17 protein-coding genes and 1 pseudogene are annotated in these 17558 nt (G+C 59.7%); 7 read left to right on the top strand and 11 right to left on the bottom strand.

From position 1 onward, the window contains the following. Positions 1 to 137 precede the first annotated feature (137 nt). The 3 genes from AC1DVE_RS00190 to AC1DVE_RS00180 all read left to right on the top strand — a co-directional run bounded on the left by AC1DVE_RS00190 (position 138) and on the right by AC1DVE_RS00180 (position 2702). A complete protein-coding gene (locus AC1DVE_RS00190) occupies positions 138 to 1610 on the top strand; it encodes a PAAR domain-containing protein (protein WP_223455908.1) in 1473 nt (490 codons plus the stop codon). Beyond that, a complete protein-coding gene (locus AC1DVE_RS00185) occupies positions 1607 to 2224 on the top strand; it encodes a hypothetical protein (RefSeq protein ID WP_223455909.1) in 618 nt (205 codons plus the stop codon). Before AC1DVE_RS00190 ends, AC1DVE_RS00185 begins: the two co-directional genes overlap by 4 nt. Positions 2225 to 2327: 103 nt before the next feature. Further along, positions 2328 to 2702, top strand: coding sequence for a hypothetical protein (locus tag AC1DVE_RS00180; protein WP_223455910.1), 375 nt, complete (start codon positions 2328 to 2330; stop codon positions 2700 to 2702). A gap of 162 nt (positions 2703 to 2864) precedes the next feature. Here the strand turns inward: AC1DVE_RS00180 and ilvD are convergent, their stop codons facing one another. From ilvD to AC1DVE_RS00160, 4 genes and pseudogenes are all read right to left on the bottom strand, one after another. Then, on the bottom strand, positions 2865 to 4706 hold the full coding sequence (gene ilvD / locus AC1DVE_RS00175) for a dihydroxy-acid dehydratase (RefSeq protein WP_223532999.1): 1842 nt from the start codon (positions 4704 to 4706) through the stop codon (positions 2865 to 2867). Positions 4707 to 4949: 243 nt separating this feature from the next. Beyond that, positions 4950 to 5036, bottom strand: a pseudogene (locus AC1DVE_RS00170) (outer membrane lipoprotein carrier protein LolA); the annotation flags it as partial. A 27-nt stretch (positions 5037 to 5063) separates the two neighbouring features. Then, positions 5064 to 5522 (bottom strand): REP-associated tyrosine transposase, encoded by a 459-nt coding sequence (locus AC1DVE_RS00165; RefSeq protein ID WP_223455921.1) that lies wholly within the window; start codon positions 5520 to 5522, stop codon positions 5064 to 5066. A 206-nt stretch (positions 5523 to 5728) separates the two neighbouring features. After that, on the bottom strand, positions 5729 to 6925 hold the full coding sequence (locus AC1DVE_RS00160) for a class I SAM-dependent rRNA methyltransferase (protein WP_046039197.1): 1197 nt from the start codon (positions 6923 to 6925) through the stop codon (positions 5729 to 5731). 280 nt (positions 6926 to 7205) lie between these two features. On the opposite strand from AC1DVE_RS00160, the gene AC1DVE_RS00155 reads away from it, so the two are divergent. Continuing rightward, positions 7206 to 8075: an HDOD domain-containing protein gene (locus AC1DVE_RS00155; RefSeq protein WP_223455912.1), complete on the top strand. Its 870-nt coding sequence runs from the start codon at positions 7206 to 7208 to the stop codon at positions 8073 to 8075. A 42-nt stretch (positions 8076 to 8117) separates the two neighbouring features. Next, entirely contained in the window at positions 8118 to 8930 is an 813-nt protein-coding gene (gene mutM / locus AC1DVE_RS00150) for a bifunctional DNA-formamidopyrimidine glycosylase/DNA-(apurinic or apyrimidinic site) lyase (protein ID WP_007995486.1), read from the top strand. A 135-nt stretch (positions 8931 to 9065) separates the two neighbouring features. On the opposite strand, the gene AC1DVE_RS00145 is transcribed toward mutM, so the two are convergent. The 5 genes from AC1DVE_RS00145 to AC1DVE_RS00125 form a co-directional block, all read right to left on the bottom strand. Next, entirely contained in the window at positions 9066 to 9317 is a 252-nt protein-coding gene (locus tag AC1DVE_RS00145; RefSeq protein ID WP_003195146.1) for a YfhL family 4Fe-4S dicluster ferredoxin, read from the bottom strand. A gap of 148 nt (positions 9318 to 9465) precedes the next feature. Next, positions 9466 to 9945 carry a pantetheine-phosphate adenylyltransferase gene (gene coaD, locus AC1DVE_RS00140; RefSeq protein WP_223455913.1) on the bottom strand — a complete coding sequence of 160 codons (480 nt, stop codon included), beginning with the start codon at positions 9943 to 9945 and terminating at the stop codon, positions 9466 to 9468. A gap of 115 nt (positions 9946 to 10060) precedes the next feature. Beyond that, positions 10061 to 11656, bottom strand: a complete 1596-nt coding sequence (locus tag AC1DVE_RS00135) for a GMC family oxidoreductase (RefSeq protein WP_223455914.1) — start codon at positions 11654 to 11656, stop codon at positions 10061 to 10063. A 128-nt stretch (positions 11657 to 11784) separates the two neighbouring features. Next, positions 11785 to 12330 carry a twin-arginine translocation pathway signal protein gene (locus AC1DVE_RS00130; protein ID WP_223455915.1) on the bottom strand — a complete coding sequence of 182 codons (546 nt, stop codon included), beginning with the start codon at positions 12328 to 12330 and terminating at the stop codon, positions 11785 to 11787. 28 nt (positions 12331 to 12358) lie between these two features. Then, positions 12359 to 13789: a coniferyl aldehyde dehydrogenase gene (locus AC1DVE_RS00125; RefSeq protein ID WP_223455916.1), complete on the bottom strand. Its 1431-nt coding sequence runs from the start codon at positions 13787 to 13789 to the stop codon at positions 12359 to 12361. A 145-nt stretch (positions 13790 to 13934) separates the two neighbouring features. Here AC1DVE_RS00125 and AC1DVE_RS00120 point away from each other — a divergent pair, with 145 nt between their 5' ends. Continuing rightward, the gene (locus tag AC1DVE_RS00120) at positions 13935 to 14606 is read left to right on the top strand and encodes a TetR/AcrR family transcriptional regulator (RefSeq protein WP_223455917.1); all 672 of its coding nucleotides are present in this window, start codon (positions 13935 to 13937) and stop codon (positions 14604 to 14606) included. A 32-nt stretch (positions 14607 to 14638) separates the two neighbouring features. After that, positions 14639 to 15493 carry a sulfurtransferase gene (locus AC1DVE_RS00115; protein ID WP_223455918.1) on the top strand — a complete coding sequence of 285 codons (855 nt, stop codon included), beginning with the start codon at positions 14639 to 14641 and terminating at the stop codon, positions 15491 to 15493. A gap of 120 nt (positions 15494 to 15613) precedes the next feature. On the opposite strand, the gene AC1DVE_RS00110 is transcribed toward AC1DVE_RS00115, so the two are convergent. Together AC1DVE_RS00110 and AC1DVE_RS00105 are read right to left on the bottom strand one after the other, a co-directional pair. Next, complete coding sequence (locus AC1DVE_RS00110; RefSeq protein ID WP_223534182.1) at positions 15614 to 16453, bottom strand: AraC family transcriptional regulator; 840 nt, start codon at positions 16451 to 16453, stop codon at positions 15614 to 15616. 3 nt (positions 16454 to 16456) lie between these two features. After that, entirely contained in the window at positions 16457 to 17443 is a 987-nt protein-coding gene (locus AC1DVE_RS00105; protein WP_223460604.1) for a hydrolase, read from the bottom strand. Between the last annotated feature and the right edge of the window lie 115 nt (positions 17444 to 17558).

Here is a 17558-nt window from a genome sequence, read left to right as displayed (position 1 = left end):
GTTATCGCGAGTACACAGATGTCCATATCCAGTCTCATTTCAGAATTGACTTACATCAATCAAGGAAACGTCTGATTTATCCTCCACTTCGCCTCTTCTAGCGTGCGTCCTTTCGATCTGACAAGGACATATTTCGCATGAGGCGCTACTACATCACCGTCGGGGCCAAAACCACCGTCAAGGGAACCGTCGTCAGCGGCTGGCATCGCGGCAGTATCAATGGCCAGGCCATGGCCCGCGAAGGCGATGAAGTCAAATGCCCGGAATGCGACAGCACCGGGACCATTATCTGCGTCGGTCCACGTCTGTCGGAGGAGTGGGAAGGACGCAAGCCCGCCCTGCACGACGACCTGTGCAAGTGCAAGTGCGACCCGCCGCCCAAGCTGATTGCCAACCAGACTTTCAGGAGCCAGCGGATAGAAACCGGCAATGTTGCGCCGTCTGCCCGAGCCACCGCGCAACCCGCTACGCCGGCCGAAGCACGACAACCGACAGCCGAGCCACGCCCCTCCAGCTTCACCCCGCCGACGAGCCGTCCTGTAACGAGCTATAGCGAGCAGTCGGGACAGGTCTGCCAGAACCTTTGGCGCAGCTATCAGCAAAGAGCCGAAGCCATCGTGGCGCCGGGCGGCATCCTGATCGCCGACCCAAAGGCGCGTAATCGCGCGATCAACGCGGCATACGCCCGATTGTGGCTGGAGGATCAGCGCTTCCAATGGGCGGGCCTAGCGGCGTTCGCCTCCAAGCAGGTGGGTTGTGGGTTGTTGCATGCGGCTGATTCGATCGAAAAGATCCAGGGCGAACATGAAGCGCAATTACGCTGGAGGGATGCGATCCGCAGAGGATTCTCCGGGTTGTTCGACAAGCGAAGCGAGCGTGAACGGCAGCAAAGCTCACAACGTCGTGAACAAGCGCAACAGGAATACGAACAAGCCAGCCGCAATAACCCGCTGCCCAGCGGTCCCAGGTTCGAAGGTGAATCATTGTCGTACGTGCAGAGGCAACTCCAGTACGTGCACGACATGCTGGCGCTGGGCAATACCACGCTGTTTCTGGATGTATTTCCGCTGCATGCTTTTTACAAGGAGCGTGGGTTGTCGGCGCTCAAGACATGCCTCGCTTCACGAAAAAACATATTTGGGCATGTACAACAACCTGTGTTGTGGCCGATCGAGCAGGAAAAACTGGAGTTTGGCACTTACCATGAGGAAATACTTCAAGCCTTCGCGGCCATTGAGGCTGGCAACATTGCCGAAAGCGTTGCGCATCTGGCTTGGCACGAACAACAGAACATTCTGCAATCAGCAATGTACAGCGACGTACAACTGGTACTTCTGCTACGTGGCAATCATTTCGCCTATGTCACGAACTTCCCCTCCGGCGCTGCTGCAGCCGTCGAGCTGACCCTGGCTAGCCAGTGCCTTCCCAGCGAAGACGGACGCACCGTTGGCTTCAGCAGCGATTACTTTGCCAACCTAGCCGATATCCATCAGCGCATGCCCTTTGTGCTCAAAGCCGCGACACAGTTTGATGAGCTGCTGCGGCGCTCTGATCGCCACCTGATTGAGCAGGCGATTCTCGACATTGCCGCAGGTCGGGGCGTGCGATGAGTCTGCTGCAACGTATAGATTGGCGACGCAGGATATTGTCACTCGCAGTGGCGACTCTGTTGATAGTGGCAGCGGTCCGAGCACTATCGGATGAGCCGGAGATTGCCCTGGCGATTGGCGAGCCTTGGGAAGTCATGCGTCAGCGCTCAAGCGCGGCCATTGGTCCGGCCATTCCTGGGCATTTTTGGGGGAGATTACCGAGATCGGATGCTCGTCTTCGTTTCCTGGATCCTCAGTTCGGATTCGTGACACCACTAGCTCGTTTTTTCACGGTTAGTTTTGATAGTGATGAGTTAGTCAGAAGTGTCCGTATGTCCCCTCAAATCGAGCCGCTATTACTCGATGAGACGCTTGAAATAGTTCTTAACCTGCAGAAGCAGTGGCGCCACGGTGGCTGGATACCCATTCGGGTCATCGACGATCCACCATTTGCTGACACTCCCGAATGGCGGGCTCGATTGCGAGACGTGAACAAAGGTGGCACGTCTACTTGGCAAGCGGGTAATCAGTATCAAGTGATGCTGGTGGTCAATCGCTTTAGAGACGACAAGCGTCCTACAGATGAGCGTTATCTTATCAAGCTACAAGTTGCCAAGCCGTGGGTAAATCCTTGACTTCACGCATCGAAGGCCTGGGTGATGTGGGTTTGCGTTATGAGTCATCAATCAGTCCGAGAGTTTATTCAGCTCAAGAAATATTTTAAGGGAGTAGATATACATGGTGATACGCATTCTTCGGTCAGCTATGTATGTAGTTGGAGGTGTTCTGCCTGCCTTTGGATTGGCCCTGCTCAGCCTGTTTTTTATGGGGTCTGGTGAAGTTTTTTACATGTTGCTCAGCACGCTCGCATGGTTAGGAACCTGCGGACTTGTTTTGGCGGCGTTAAACAGACCCACTACTACCGAGTCACGACGTAGGCTGGCTATAACAGCAATGTTAATGATGGGATTGCTAGCTATGTCTCCTCTGCTGCTGATTTTGTTCACATACCCCGACCACGAAATATGGATTAGCTGGGCAATTCTGGGGCCAACACTGCTGGCACTCCACTATATGTGGCAAGTTGCGCGGATTTCCTGCTCCGGAAAATGACGATTTTTTGCTTTTGGCTCAACCTTGAGACTTGCCTCTTTGGAATATGGAATTTTGCGTTGGCAAGTTAGAGGTCACAAGGAGGGATGTAATCGGCTGATAATTGAGCCAAAAAAAATGCCCCGCACTTGGCGGGGCATTTTCATGTTCGACGATTAAGCCTTACAGCCCATCAAGCATCGCCTTGTTACGCACAGCACCCTTGTCGGCACTGGTGGCCAGCAGGGCGTAGGCTTTCAGTGCGGTGGTCACTTTACGTGGACGCACTTCCACCGGTTTCCAGCCTTTCTTGTCCTGCTCGACCCGGCGTGCAGCCAGTTCTTCATCGCTGACCAACAGGTTGATCGAGCGGTTCGGAATGTCGATCAGCACCTTGTCGCCGTCCTGTACCAGGCCGATCGCGCCGCCGGCAGCTGCTTCAGGTGAAGCGTGGCCGATGGAAAGGCCCGAGGTACCGCCGGAGAAACGGCCGTCGGTGAGCAGGGCGCAGGCTTTGCCCAGGCCTTTGGATTTCAGGTACGAAGTCGGGTAGAGCATTTCCTGCATGCCCGGGCCGCCTTTCGGGCCTTCGTAGCGAATGATGACGATGTCGCCTTCTTTCACTTCGTCAGCAAGGATGCCGCGCACGGCGCTGTCCTGGCTTTCGAAGATCTTGGCGTTGCCTTCGAACACGTGGATCGACTCGTCGACGCCGGCGGTTTTCACCACGCAACCATCGAGCGCGATGTTGCCGTAGAGCACGGCCAGGCCGCCTTCTTGCGAGTAAGCGTGCTCGACACTGCGGATGCAGCCGTTTTCACGGTCGTCGTCCAGGGTTTCCCAACGGGTCGACTGGCTGAACGCGGTTTGCGTCGGGATGCCCGCAGGACCGGCCTTGAAGAAGTGGTGCACGGCTTCGTCGGTGGTCTGGGTGATGTCCCACTTGGCGATGGCTTCTTCCATGCTGCGGCTGTGCACGGTCGGCAGCTGGGTGTGCAGCAAGCCACCACGGGCCAGCGAACCGAGGATGCTGAAGATGCCGCCAGCGCGGTGCACGTCTTCCATGTGGTACTTCTGGATGTTCGGCGCGACCTTGCACAGTTGCGGCACGTGACGGGACAGGCGGTCGATGTCGCGCAGGTCGAAATCGATCTCGGCTTCCTGGGCAGCGGCCAGCAAGTGCAGGATGGTGTTGGTGGAACCGCCCATGGCGATGTCCAGGGTCATGGCGTTTTCGAACGCCTGGAAGTTGGCGATGTTGCGCGGCAATACCGACTCGTCGTTCTCGCCGTAGTAACGCTTGCACAGCTCGACGATGGTGCGGCCGGCCTGCAGGAACAGCTGCTCGCGGTCGCTGTGGGTGGCCAGGGTCGAACCGTTGCCCGGCAATGCCAGACCCAGTGCTTCGACCAGGCAGTTCATCGAGTTGGCGGTGAACATGCCGGAGCACGAGCCGCAGGTCGGGCAGGCGCTACGCTCGTACTCGGCGACTTTCTCGTCAGAAGCGCTGGAGTCGGCGGCGATCACCATGGCGTCGACCAGGTCGAGGCCGTGGGAGGCGAGTTTGGTCTTGCCGGCTTCCATCGGGCCGCCGGAGATGAAGATCACCGGGATGTTCAGGCGCAGGGACGCCATCAGCATGCCAGGGGTGATCTTGTCGCAGTTGGAAATGCAGACGATCGCATCGGCGCAGTGGGCGTTGACCATGTACTCGACGGAGTCGGCGATGATCTCGCGGCTCGGCAGCGAATAGAGCATGCCGTCGTGGCCCATGGCGATGCCGTCATCGACAGCGATGGTGTTGAATTCCTTCGCCACGCCGCCAGCGCGTTCAATCTCGCGGGCGACCAGTTGGCCCAGGTCCTTGAGGTGCACGTGGCCCGGTACGAACTGGGTGAACGAGTTGGCAATGGCGATGATCGGCTTCTTGAAGTCGTCATCTTTCATCCCCGTGGCGCGCCACAGTGCGCGGGCACCGGCCATGTTGCGGCCGTGGGTGGATGTTTTCGAGCGGTAATCAGGCATGAAGCACTCCGGGCGGCTAATCAGGTATCAAAAGGGAAGTGAGCTTCTATTGACGTCTGGAACACTCAGAAATGGCCGCGTGTCCGGAAGTTGCCGATAACTTTGCGGGATCGCCGCGCGCTTCAGCTTGAGCTCATAAACCCGCCGGGGATGACTGGCGATGAATGTTCGCGATTCTACACGGCTGGCGGCTGGAGGGAATGGCCGCAAGCATTCACGAGACGTGTGGAAAGACGCAATCCTTGTAGGAGCGAGCCTGCTCGCGATGAACCTGAGAGCGCCGCGGGGTGTCAGGATGCCAGCGTTATCGTTGACGACCATCGCGAGCATGCTCGCTCCTACAGGGGTAGGTGTGTATTAGAGCCAGATAGCGTCCCAGAGCGGGTAATCGCCGATATGGTCGACGAGGCCTGCGCGTAGGGGGTTGGCGATGATGTATCGGGCGATGGCTTTCAGATCTTCCTCGCGACGCAGGGCTCGGTCGAAGTAGCCCTTTTGCCATACAGGAGCATTTAGATCTCGTTTCTGATTGATGAGGCGTGTGCAGCGAGATTTGGTGGCTTGCACTAGTTTCGGTAAGTCACCGTTGTGCAATTCAATCAGCCAGTGGAAGTGATCCGGCATGACTACCCAGGCTATAGACGTGGCATTGCCGGCTTCCTGAGCCCTTCTGAACTCGTGCACCAAAAAGCGGCCGGTGCGCCAATCCTGGAAGAATGGTTGTCGTTCATGGGTGACAGCGGTCAGGTGATAGATGCGACCGGATTGCGAGTGCCGACCTGTGCGTAATCGATGGGCTTTTGGCGTGTTGGACATTCCGTTGTCCTCTTCGGTGATGGGGAAGAGAAAACGGTAGGCGTGGGGTGGGAGGTTGTCGCTTCGGCAGTGGATCAGGATGTGTCCTGCACCTGTAGGAGCGAGCCTGCTCGCGATGAATTCAGAGACGCCGCGGGGTATCAGGTTCCCCGCGTTATCGTTGACGACCATCGCGAGCGAGCTCGCTCCTACAGTGGTTTGCGGTTTTAGCTGTTAGGCAACAACCGGCAAGTAATGCTCTTGATATACCGTGTCTCGGCAATCGCCGGATGCACCGGATGATCCGGACCCTGACCGCCACGTTCCAAGATCTGGATATTGCGGTCCAAGTGGCGGGCGCTGGTCAGCAGGATGTTCTGCAGGTCGTCTTCCGGCAGGTGCATCGAGCAGGAGGCGCTGACCAGGATGCCGTCCTTGGTGAGCAGGCGCATGGCTTGCTCGTTCAGGCGGCGGTAGGCGCCTTCGCCGTTCTTCATGTCTTTCTTGCGTTTGATGAACGCCGGCGGGTCGGCCACGATTACGTCGAAGCGTTCTTCGCTGGCTTTCAGCTCTTTGAGGGCTTCGAACACGTCGCCTTCGATGCAGGTCATTTTCTCGGCGAAGCCGTTCAGTGCGGCGTTGCGCTCTACGCCATCGAGGGCGAAGGCCGACGCATCGACGCAGAACACTTCACTGGCGCCGAACGCGGCAGCCTGCACGCCCCAGCCGCCGATGTAGCTGTAGAGGTCGAGCACGCGTTTGCCTTTGGCGTACGGCGCCAGGCGTGCGCGGTTCATGCGGTGGTCGTAGAACCAGCCGGTCTTTTGACCCTGGATGACAGGCGCTTCGAATTTCACGCCATTCTCTTCGAGGGCAACCCACTCTGGCACCAGGCCGAATACGGTTTCGACGTAGCGGGTGAGGCCTTCGGCGTCACGGGCAGCGGAGTCGTTCTTGAACAGAATGCCGCTTGGCTTGAGCACTTGGGTCAGCGCTGCAATCACGTCGTCTTTATGGGCTTCCATGGTAGCCGAAGCGATCTGCACCACCAGGATGTCGCCGAAACGGTCTACCACCAAGCCTGGCAGCAGGTCGGAGTCGCCGTAGACCAGGCGATAGAACGGCTTGTCGAACAGGCGATCGCGCAGGGACAGGGCCACGTTCAGGCGGTGTACCAGCAGCGACTTGTCCAGCGGCAACTTGATGTCGCGCGACAGCACACGGGCGCAGATCAGGTTGTTCGGGCTCATGGCAACGATGCCCAGCGGCTTGCCGCCGGCGGCTTCGAGGATCGCCTGGTCGCCGGCCTTGAAACCGTGCAAAGGTGTAGCGGCTACATCGATTTCGTTGCTGTAGACCCACAAGTGACCGTTGCGCAGACGACGGTCGGCGTTGGCTTTGAGGCGCAGGCTAGGCAGGGACATGTCGTCGCTCCGGAAAAAAGAGCGGGAGTATAGCGTGTTGAGATCCCGGGTAGGCCTGCGAATGGACATGTGGCGAGGGGGCTTGCCCCCGTTGGGTCGCGAAGCGGCCCTGAAATCTGCAACTACGGTATGTCAGACACATCCCATTCGCCTGCTTGGCGGCCGCTTCGCGACCGAACGGGGGCAAGCCCCCTCGCCACAAAGACTTGCCTTGCGATTTGGTATGTCGGATCCAACTTCATAAAGGTTAGAATCACCGTCTGACCCAGAGTGTGCACAAATGTCCCAAGAGCTGACTTCCGAACAGATCCAGCAAGCCCTGCAGGGCATCAGCGTACCGGCCCAGCCGCAAATCATGGTGGATTTGCAGATGGAGCAGTACATGCCCGACCCGGATCTGGAAGTCATTGCCAAGCTGATCTCCCAGGATCCGGGGCTTTCCGGTTCCCTGCTGAAGATCGTCAATTCGCCGTATTACGGGCTGAGCAACAAGATTGCTTCGATCCAGCGCGCGGTGAATCTGCTGGGCAGCCGCTCGATCATCAACCTGATCAATGCACAGTCGATCAAGGGCGAGATGAATGACGACACCATTGTCACCCTGAACCGATTCTGGGACACCGCTCAGGACGTGGCCATGACCTGCCTGACCCTGGCCAAGCGCATCGGTATTGAAAATGGCGATGAAGCGTATGCCCTGGGCCTGTTCCACGACTGCGGCGTGCCCTTGATGCTCCAGCGTTTCCCCGACTACATGGGCGTTCTGGAGCAGGCCTATGCCAACGCCAGTGCCGAATGCCGGGTGGTGGATACGGAGAATCAGGTGTTCAATACCAATCACTCGGTGGTCGGGTATTACACGGCCAAGTCTTGGCGTCTGCCGGAACACGTGGGCGCTGCGATCGCCAATCACCACAATGCCTTGGCGATATTCAGCGATGAATCTTCGCGCAACAGTTCGTTGAAGAACCTGTTGGCGATCCTGAAAATGGCCGAACACATTTGCGCATCGTACCGGGTGCTGGGCAATCAGACCGAAGATCACGAGTGGAACAGCATCGCACCGCTGGTGCTCGATTATGTCGGCCTCTCGGACTACGACTTCGAGACCCTCAAGCAGACGATCCGCGACCTCGGCACTCATCGCTGAGTGTCGGAACCTTCCAGGCCATGCGCCTGAGCCGAGAGCACCATGCCTGAATTGCCAGAAGTCGAAACCACCCGTCGCGGTATCGCGCCGTACCTGGAAGGCCAGCGGGTCAGCCGGGTGATCGTGCGTGAGCGTCGCTTGCGCTGGCCAATTCCAGAGGACCTCGATGTGCGGTTGTCCGGGCAGCGAATCGTGCTGGTGGAGCGGCGTGCCAAGTACCTGCTGATCAATGCCGAAGTCGGCACCTTGATCAGCCATTTGGGCATGTCAGGCAATTTGCGTCTTGTGGAGGCCGGGCTGCCGGCGGCCAAGCATGAGCATGTGGACATCGAACTGGAGTCGGGCCTGGCCCTGCGTTACACCGACCCGCGCCGCTTCGGCGCAATGCTCTGGAGCCTCGACCCGCTCAATCATGAATTGCTGATTCGCCTGGGGCCGGAACCGCTGACCGACCTGTTCGATGGCGAACGATTGTTCCAGCAGTCCCGCGGACGTTCGATGGCGGTCAAGCCGTTCATCATGGATAACGCGGTGGTGGTGGGCGTGGGCAATATCTACGCGACCGAAGCGTTGTTCGCCGCCGGGATCGACCCGCGCCGCGAAGCCAAGAGCATTTCCCGTGCGCGTTACTTGAAGCTGGCCATCGAGATCAAGCGCATCCTGGCAGCCGCTATCGAGCGCGGCGGTACCACGTTGCGGGACTTTATCGGTGGTGACGGTCAGCCTGGTTATTTCCAGCAGGAGTTGTTCGTGTACGGCCGTGGCGGTGAACACTGCAAGGTCTGTGGCACGGGCCTGCGGGAAGTGAAGCTCGGGCAGCGCGCCAGCGTTTTTTGCCCGCGTTGTCAGAGCTGAAAGTCAGTTAGATTTTCAGTGAGGCTGATGACGCCTTCGCGAGCAGGCTCGCTCCCACAAGGGATTTGTGGGTGGCGCAAATTCAGTGTGGGAGCGAGCCTGCTCGCGAAGGCATCCTAAAAGTCGCCGAATGGCTTAAGCCTTCCCGGTAATTTTCCGGTACTTCTCCATCAACTGCTCTTCAGTCTCCGGATGAGCTTCGTCCAGTGGAATGCAATCCACCGGGCAGACCTGCTGGCACTGCGGTTCGTCGTAGTGACCGACACATTGGGTGCACAGGTTCGGGTCGATCACGTAGATCTCTTCGCCTTGGGAGATGGCGGCGTTCGGGCACTCGGGTTCGCAGACGTCGCAGTTGATGCAATCGTCGGTGATGATCAGGGACATGCTAACTCCAGCCGGGGCGGCAAGCCCGGGCGCAATAAACCAATGCGTACAATTGTGCCGCATTGGCGCCCGCAGTGCACGCGGGCGCGATCAAGTGCAGAGAGGTGCAGGCTGCGAAAGCTGAAAAGATCGCAGCCTGTGGCAGCTCCTACTTCTTGAAGCGTTCGGTCAGTGCGTCCGCCACCACAGGGTGCACGAACTTGGTGATATCGCCGCCCAGGGCTGCGATTTCACGGACCAGCGTCGAGGAAATGAACGAGTAGCGCTCGGACGGGGTAAGGAACAGGCTTTCCACGTCCGGCGCCAGCTGGCGGTTCATGTTGGCCAGCTGGAATTCGTATTCGAAGTCCGACACCGCGCGCAAACCACGCAGGAACACGTTGGCATTCTGCTCTTTGGCGAAGTGCGCCAGCAGCGTCGAGAAGCCGACGACTTCAACGTTCGGCAGATGTTTAGTGACCTCGCGCGCCAGTTCTACCCGTTGTTCCATAGGAAACAACGGGTTTTTCTTCGGGCTCGCGGCGACGGCGATGATCACGTGATCGAACAGGCGCGAGGCGCGTTCGACCAGATCGCCATGGCCCTTGGTAATAGGGTCGAAGGTACCTGGGTACAACACTCGGTTCATCGCGTCGTCCTGGCGGGAATCCGTTGGGGAGTCGGATGGTATCGCAGCCTTCCCGGTCGGCCAAGTCGCCTGTTGGGTAAGAAAGCACTATAGACGATGGGAATTATCGTTATTTTCATGGGTTTTTTAAACGTTCGGCCAGGGATGTCGCCAGTTGCGCCGTCAGTCCGTAGACCGACAACTGCGGATTGGCACCAATGCTGGTGGGGAACAGCGAGCCGTCGTGAATCGACAGATTGCCCAGTTGATGATGCCGGCCGAGGCTGTCGGCCACCGCGATTGTCGGGTCTTCACCCATGGCGCAACCGCCCATCACATGGGCACTGCCCAGGCGTGTGCGATACAACTCCAGGCTCAGGCCGTCGATCAGCGTGCGCGTTTCGGCGAGGGTCTTCACGTAGCGGGCGTCAGCGTGCATCGGCATCACGGCCTTGGCGCCACCGGCAAACTGGATCTCGGCCATGGTATGGAATGCCCGGCGCAATCCATCCCAGGCGTAGGGCGATAGCTGGTAATCCAGCACCGGCGTGTCATCGCTGCGCAATTCGACGCTGCCACCGGGGCTGTCCGGGTGAAAACCATCCCGCAGCAACGCCAGCATGGCGTGGGTATGGGCCAGATTGGCCATGTGCTGCGAGTTTTCCTGACCGAAACCACCGAGCAATGTGGTGGCCAGCGCCGGGTGCAGGGGCGGGACTTCCAGTTTGTAGGACATCTTGCCCGTGGTGCCGTCCTGCCATTGGAAATGGTCGGAATATATCGACTGCGGCGCGCCGTAGAAGGGGTTGACCACTTCGTCGAACAACGCGGCGGACATGTTTACCGGGTGCAGGAACGTACGTTTGCCCAGGCGCTTGTGCGGGTCAGGTGCCTCGGAGCGCATCAGCAAGGCCGGGCTGTTGATGCCGCCACCGGCCAGCACGAAATGCCGCGCCTTGACCGTGATGGTGCGCCCGGTCGGTGCGACGCAGCGTTCATCCATCGCCGAACATTGCAGGCCGGTGACCTTGTCGCCGTTGATCGTGAGTTTTTCGGCGCGGGCCAGGTAAAGCAGCTCGCCGCCTTTTTCCAGGGTCGCTGGAATGGTGGTGACCATCATCGATTGCTTGGCGTTGGTCGGGCAGCCCATGCCGCAGTATCCGAGGTTCCAGCAGCCGCGAACGTTGCGCGGGATGACGTGCCATGAGTAATTCAGTGCTTCGCAGCCCTTGCGGATCACATCATTGTTGGCGTTGGGTGGCACCATCCACGGCGCGACACCCAGGCGCTGCTCCATTTTCTCGAACCACGGCGCCATTTCCGCCGGGCTGTGGCCCTTGACGCTGTGCTCTTTGGCCCAGTGTTCCAGGGTCGGCTCCGGGGTGCGGAAACTGGAAGTCCAGTTGATCAGCGTGGTGCCACCCACCGCCCGGCCCTGGAGGATGGTGATCGCGCCGTCCTTGCTCATGCGGCCGATGCCTTCCTGATAAAGGCTGGCGTAGGCCTGGTCTTCGAGCAGCTTGAAGTCATTGCTGGTCTTGAGCGGGCCTTCCTCGATCAGCAGCACCTTGTAGCCGGCCGCGCTGAGGATTTCGGCGGTGGTGCCGCCGCCGGCGCCGCTGCCGATGATCGCCACGTCCGCTTCGAGTGTCAGGTCCTGGGTCAGTTGCGAGCCGTTGTAGGTTTTCCAGCCTCGGGCCATGCCTTCGCGGAACGGATCGGGTACGGGCATCTTCGGGTTCTCTTTTTTATTATGTTTGGTGGTGTTAACAAGATCGCCTTCGCGAGCAGGCTCGCTCCCACAAGGGTTATGCAATCTCCTGTGGGAGCGAGCCTGCTCGCGATTTGGTCGCCACGGTCTCAGACCGTTGGTGGCCCGGGATACCCGCAATGCGCCCACGATTCCTTGCGGCCGTACCAGGCCATCATCACCAGTTGCAGCAAGGAACTGTGGCCCATGCGCAATAGGCTCAACGAGCTGTTTTCCCAGCGATCGAGAAAGGCTCGGATGTCGTTGGCGCTGGCGTTTTCCCAGTTGCCCCAGATCCCGGTCAGCGGTCCGCGGGTCACGGCCATGCCCAACACATCGAACAGTTGTTGGGTCAGCTTGAGCATTTCCGGCGACAGGTGGGCTAGGTTGTAATCCAGGCTTTTCAGTGTGCCCTCGACAGCCTCGGGCATCCGTTCGGGGGGCACGGCACCGTCGAGCATGACCGGGATCAACGCCCGCAAAAACAGCAGGTCGCCGCTGCGTAACGTGACGAAACCATTGGCCGGGACGCTCGACGAGCAACCGCTGAGGCTGGCTCCGAGCCCGGCGGTGGCGAGGAAAGCTGTGGCGCCGAGGCTGAACTTAAGCAACCCGCGCCGTGACAGCGCGGGTGTATCGGACAGGCTGGGGTTCATTATTGTTATTACTCGACGGTGATGATCGTTAGCGGATGAACAGCTTCTGGATCAGCTTCTGAATCGACTTGCCGTACGGCGGGTAGATCAACTTCGCGGCGTTGAACCGTTGTTTGATCAACACGCCCTTGGCCTTGCTGAAGGTCAGGAACCCTTCATGGCCGTGGTAGTGGCCCATGCCCGAGGCACCAATGCCGCCAAACGGCATGTCGTCCTGGGCGACGTGCAGCAGGGTGTCGTTCAGGCACACACCACCGGAATGGGTTTCGTGCAGCACGCGTTGTTGTTCGCGCTTGTCGTAGCCGAAGTAATACAACGCCAGTGGGCGAGGACGCTGGTTGATGTAGGCAAATGCCTGGTCCAGATCCTTGTACGGCACGATCGGCAGCAGCGGCCCGAAGATTTCGTCCTGCATCACCGTCATCTCGTCCGTGACATTGAGCAGCAGGCTGTGGCTCATGCGGCGGCCCTGGCCCTGTTCGAACAGCGGCATCAGCAGCGCGCCCTTGCTGGTGGCGTCGCTGACGTAACCGTTGAGACGCGCCAGTTGTCGCTCATTGATGATCGCGGTGTAGTCCGGGTTGTCGGCCAGCGTCGGATAAAACCCGCGGACGGCGGAGCGATAGGCTTCGACGAAACTTCCGACGCGATCCTCCGGCACCAGCACATAGTCCGGGGCCACGCAGGTCTGGCCGGCATTCAGGGTCTTGCCGAAGGCGATGCGCTCGGCGGCGTCCTTGAGTGGTACATCCCGGGAAACGATGGCCGGGGACTTGCCGCCCAGTTCCAGGGTCACCGGGGTCAGGTTTTCCGCGGCGGCGCGCATGACGTGTTTGCCGATGCTGGTGGCGCCGGTAAACAGCAGGTGATCGAACGGCAGGCGTGAAAACGCCACGCCCATATCCGCCTCGCCCAGGACCACGCAAACCAGGTCTTCGGGGAAGATTCGCGCGAGCAGTTGCTTCATCAGCAGGCCGGTCGCAGGGGTCGACTCACTGAGCTTGAGCATCACCCGATTGCCCGCCGACAGCGCGCCGACCAACGGGCCGATGGCCAGGTACAGCGGGTAGTTCCACGGCACGATGACTCCGACCACGCCCAGCGGTTGGTAAACCACTTTGGCCGAGGCTGGCTGGAAGGCTGCGCCCACCTTGCGTCGTGAGGCTCGCATCCAGCCCTTGAGGTGTTTGCTGGCGTAATGGATGCCGTGCAGGCTGGGCATCAGTTCGGCGAGCAGGGTTTCATCGGCGCTGCGATGGCTGAAGTCCTGGCTGATCGCATCGATCAGGGCCTGGCGTTCATTGTTCAACAAATCCTTTAGCGCCTTGAGCCATTGCTGGCGCTGCGCGGCCGGTGGCATCGGGTTGGCGGCGTAGGCGGCACGCTGGGCGTCGAACAGGGCCTGAAGCTCTTCCAGCGGCTGCTGTAGGTTCTGCAGGTAGGAAATTTCAGCAGTCATGGTTGGCTCCGGATTTATTGTAATGAAGCACTTTCTAGAGTCTATGCTCTAAAAAGTCAAATGACATCCTGGAACAGCTTTGTTTTATCCGCTCGCGGATAGATCTAAGATGCCCGTCAACGCACTCTGAATTAAAGCTCAAGCCATGGCCCCACGGATCAAAACCAGCGAGCGCATCGTGCAGAACAGCCTGGAGCTGTTCAATCAACAGGGCGAGCGCAGCATCAGTACCAACCACATTGCTGCCCATATGGAAATTTCCCCGGGCAACCTGTACTACCACTTCCCTAACAAGCAGGCGATCATCGCCGTGTTGTTCAGCGAGTACGAAAGCCTGGTGGACAGCTTCCTGCGCCCGCCCCAGGGCCGTGCCGCCACGGTCGAAGACAAACGCTTCTACCTCAAGGAACTGTTGGCGGCGATGTGGCGCTACCGCTTCCTGCATCGCGACCTCGAACATTTGCTCGACAGCGACCCGGACCTTGCCGACCGCTATCGACGCTTTTCCCAGCGCTGCCTGATCCAGGGTTCGGCGATCTACGAAGGTTTCGTCGCCGCCGGTATCCTGAAGATGGACAAGGTGCAGATCGAGTCCCTGACGCTCAATGCCTGGATCATCCTCACGTCCTGGGTGCGTTTCCTGTGCACCACTCGGGAGAACTCCAGCCACTTGAGCGAGCAGGCCATTAAACGCGGGGTGTATCAGGTGCTGGTGCTGGAAGCCGGGTTTGTCACGGATGAGGCCCGCGATGCGGTCAGCGCCTTGTTCGACGAGTTTTACGTGCCCCTCGCCCAGGCACTGGAAGAAGTACAGTAGGATCAAGGCCGAGTTAATCACAGGAGCCCGCTATGCCCATTGCGCAACTGATCAGCCCGCAAGCACTGGACCTGAAAAAGGACCAGCCGGGGCTGGTGATTCTGGATTGTCGTTTTGCCCTCGAAGACCCGGATTATGGTCAGCGCAGCTATGCCGAAGGGCACATCGCCGGTTCGAGCTATGCCGACCTCGAGCGTGATCTGAGTGGCGCCGTGGTCAAGGGCGTGACCGGGCGTCATCCGTTACCCGAGCCGGCGCAACTGATCGAGCGCCTGCAAGCCTGGGGCATCAACGCCGATAGTGAAGTGGTTCTGTATGACGACGGCCCAGGTGCCTATGCGGCGCGGGCCTGGTGGTTGCTGGCATGGTTGGGCAAGCGCGACGGTGTATTCATCCTCGATGGCGGTCTCAAGGCCTGGCACGCCGCCGGTTTGCCGCTGAGCCTGGATGCGCCAGCGATTACCCGTGGTTTCTTCACCGGCAGTCCTGACTCGGCGTTGCTGATCGATGCCGAGCATCTGCAAAAGCGCCTTGCGCGGCCGGAACTGACCCTGCTCGATGCCCGTGCATTGCCGCGTTTCAAGGGTGAAGTGGAGCCGATCGATCCGATTGCCGGGCACATTCCTGGCGCCCAGTGTGCGGCGTTTACCGACAACCTGGGCAGTGACGGGCGCTTCCTGCCGGCCGATCAGCTCAAGCAGCGCTTCGCCGCGAAACTGGGCGCTCGTTCGCCGAATGATCTGGTGGCGTACTGCGGTTCCGGCGTGACGGCGTGCCACAACCTGTTTGCGTTGTGTCTGGCCGGTTATCCGTTGGGTTCGTTGTATGCCGGGTCGTGGAGCGAGTGGATCAACGAGCCTGCGCGAGGCATTGCCACCGGCGAATAATCACCGTAAACCCTGTGGGAGCGGGCTTGCTCGCGAAAGCGGTGTGACAGTCAAAGAAGATGTTGACTGAACCACCGCTTTCGCGAGCAAGCCCGCTCCCACAATGGTTTTTCGTCTTCATCAAGATCCGGGTAACTGCCGGGCTGTGCGATACGCCCCCGGTCCAACCCCATACACTTGCTTGAACTGCCGGCTCAGATGGCTCTGGTCGGCAAACCCCAGTTGCATCGCGACTTCCAGCGGCAGACAACCACTTTGCAGCAACGCCCGAGCCCGGGCGATGCGCTGTTGCATCAGCCAGGTGTGCGGCGGCATGCCGGTGGCCCGGCGGAACACTCGGGCGAAATGGAATGGCGAGAGGTTGACCGCCGCTGCCAGCGCCTCCAGTGAGGGCGGTGCTGTCAGTTGCGCGTGCAGCAATTCCTTGGCCAGGCTCACGGCTCGATGCTCCTTGCCAGGTTTACCGGCATCGGGCACCGCCGCATGACGCTGCAACAGCGACAGCACCAGTTCGCGCCAGAGCGTTTGTTGCTGCAATGCGGTGGTGGGGCTTTCCAGCAGGCGGTGGAGTTGGCAGAAGCCGTTCACCAGATCCTGATCGCGATACAGCGTGGCACCGAAGGCCGGCAAGTGGTGGGTCGGCAATTCGAGTTCGGCCAGCAGCGAGGTTATCTGCCCGCTGTCCGGATAAAACGCCCGGTAAAGCCAGCCATCCTCGGTGCCTTTGTGGCCGGTGTGCAATTCATCGGGATTGATCAGTACCAGCGTGCCGCTGCCCGCCAGGTGTTCGGCACCGCGATAACGATAACGCTGGGCGCCGGCCATGATCATGCCGATCACATAGCCGTCATGCACGTGGGGGGCGAAACGATGATCGATGTAGCGGGCGGACAACAACTCGACCCCGGCCAGCGGCGGGGTTTGCCAGAAGTGGATTGACTCGCCTTGGTCAGCGTCCATGATTCAAGTGCGCCCTGTGGCGGCCAGCCACTCGGGGATGCGCCGTTCCAGGTAGTAACCAGGTTGTCTGAGCGTGCCGTCGACAAAGCCGACATGCCCGCCCTTGGCTTGCAGTTCGAATTGCGTGCAAGCGGACAACTCATCGACGTGCGGCAGGCTGTGGGGAAACACGAAGGGGTCGTCGGCGGCCTGAATCATCAAGGTCGGCGTACGAATTTCGCCAAGGAAATAGCGGCTTGAGGCGCGACGATAGTAATCCTCGGCATCGACAAAGCCGTTCAGCGGTGCGGTAACCCGGCCATCGAAGTCCCAGAACGTGCGCATTTTTTCCAGCGAGCCAAGCGCGGCCAATGCGGCCAGGCCATCCTCGCGTCCGTCATGCTGGAACTGCCGCTGCTTGTTCTTGATGTAGGCGAGCATCTCGCGCATGAAATGTGCCTGATAGACCTTTGAGAAACCCTGGTCGATGCGGTCGGCGCACTGGTCCAGGCGGAACGGCACCGACACCGCCACGGCACCTGTCACGCCGCTGTCGCTGCCGGTCTCGCCCAAATGCTTGAGCAGGATGTTGCCGCCCAATGAGTAGCCGACAGCATACAGCGGAGCGAGAGGCCGTTTGGCCCGCAAGTGCCTGATGGTTTCGGCCAGGTCTTCGCTGGCGCCGGAATGGTAGCTGCGCGGCAACAGGTTGGGTTCGCCCGAACAGCCGCGCCAGTTCAGCGCGACGCTGGCCCAGCCTCGGTCGCCCAAGGCTTTTTGCATGCCGGCGACATAAGGCGAATTCGAGGAGCCGGTGAGCCCGTGCAACACCAGCACCAGCGGTGCGTCGGCGCTGTGCGGGCCATGCCAGTCGAGGTCGAGAAAGTCGCCATCTTCAAGCCACAGGCGTTCGCGTTCGCGGCCGATGTGCACGGTTTTACGCCATAGCGGCCCCCACAAGGTTTGCAAGTGCGGATTGCCGAGGCCGAAGGCGGGGGTAAAGGTTTTCATCGGAAATCGGAGTGCGGCGTGTAGTGAGGCATGTTGTTCAATTGCAGACCGCTGCTCGCGAAATGTAGAGGAATTAATGGGGCGTGTCGTGCGCGCCGCAAGTTGCTAACTTGCC

The sequence above is a fragment of the Pseudomonas sp. P4_B4 genome (assembly GCF_056402255.1).
The sequence above is the reverse complement of the archived record's forward strand: the minus strand, read 5'-3'. Positions and strand labels throughout refer to the sequence as shown.

Bases quoted from the DNA above. Each gene is read 5' to 3' on its own strand.
- AC1DVE_RS00190 (WP_223455908.1), top strand. From the start codon at position 138: ATGAGGCGCTACTACATCACCGTCGGGGCCAAAACCACCGTCAAGGGA.
- AC1DVE_RS00185 (WP_223455909.1), top strand. From the start codon at position 1,607: ATGAGTCTGCTGCAACGTATAGATTGGCGACGCAGGATATTGTCACTC.
- AC1DVE_RS00180 (WP_223455910.1), top strand. From the start codon at position 2,328: ATGGTGATACGCATTCTTCGGTCAGCTATGTATGTAGTTGGAGGTGTT.
- ilvD (WP_223532999.1), bottom strand. From the start codon at position 4,706: ATGCCTGATTACCGCTCGAAAACATCCACCCACGGCCGCAACATGGCC.
- AC1DVE_RS00165 (WP_223455921.1), bottom strand. From the start codon at position 5,522: ATGTCCAACACGCCAAAAGCCCATCGATTACGCACAGGTCGGCACTCG.
- AC1DVE_RS00160 (WP_046039197.1), bottom strand. From the start codon at position 6,925: ATGTCCCTGCCTAGCCTGCGCCTCAAAGCCAACGCCGACCGTCGTCTG.
- AC1DVE_RS00155 (WP_223455912.1), top strand. From the start codon at position 7,206: ATGTCCCAAGAGCTGACTTCCGAACAGATCCAGCAAGCCCTGCAGGGC.
- mutM (WP_007995486.1), top strand. From the start codon at position 8,118: ATGCCTGAATTGCCAGAAGTCGAAACCACCCGTCGCGGTATCGCGCCG.
- AC1DVE_RS00145 (WP_003195146.1), bottom strand. From the start codon at position 9,317: ATGTCCCTGATCATCACCGACGATTGCATCAACTGCGACGTCTGCGAA.
- coaD (WP_223455913.1), bottom strand. From the start codon at position 9,945: ATGAACCGAGTGTTGTACCCAGGTACCTTCGACCCTATTACCAAGGGC.
- AC1DVE_RS00135 (WP_223455914.1), bottom strand. From the start codon at position 11,656: ATGCCCGTACCCGATCCGTTCCGCGAAGGCATGGCCCGAGGCTGGAAA.
- AC1DVE_RS00130 (WP_223455915.1), bottom strand. From the start codon at position 12,330: ATGAACCCCAGCCTGTCCGATACACCCGCGCTGTCACGGCGCGGGTTG.
- AC1DVE_RS00125 (WP_223455916.1), bottom strand. From the start codon at position 13,789: ATGACTGCTGAAATTTCCTACCTGCAGAACCTACAGCAGCCGCTGGAA.
- AC1DVE_RS00120 (WP_223455917.1), top strand. From the start codon at position 13,935: ATGGCCCCACGGATCAAAACCAGCGAGCGCATCGTGCAGAACAGCCTG.
- AC1DVE_RS00115 (WP_223455918.1), top strand. From the start codon at position 14,639: ATGCCCATTGCGCAACTGATCAGCCCGCAAGCACTGGACCTGAAAAAG.
- AC1DVE_RS00110 (WP_223534182.1), bottom strand. From the start codon at position 16,453: ATGGACGCTGACCAAGGCGAGTCAATCCACTTCTGGCAAACCCCGCCG.
- AC1DVE_RS00105 (WP_223460604.1), bottom strand. From the start codon at position 17,443: ATGAAAACCTTTACCCCCGCCTTCGGCCTCGGCAATCCGCACTTGCAA.